We start from the raw sequence: 255 nt of genomic DNA on the forward strand, positions 1-255 counted from the left end.
CCGCGACATGCTGATTCGCGATTACTAGCGATTCCGACTTCATGGAGTCGAGTTGCAGACTCCAATCCGGACTACGAGCGACTTTCTAAGATTAGCTCCAGGTCACCCCTTCGCTTCCCTCTGTATCGCCCATTGTAGCACGTGTGTAGCCCTACCCGTAAGGGCCATGATGACTTGACGTCGTCCCCGCCTTCCTCCGGTTTGTCACCGGCAGTCTCCTTAGAGTTCCCACCATTACGTGCTGGCAACTAAGGA

The 255-nt window shown here is 54.9% G+C and carries 1 rRNA gene; it reads right to left on the minus strand.

What is annotated here, in order from left to right:
- Nucleotides 1-255 (minus strand): 16S ribosomal RNA (locus ACWTE2_RS25990); the annotation flags it as partial.

The sequence above is a fragment of the Legionella nigrisilvae genome (genome assembly GCF_977063395.2).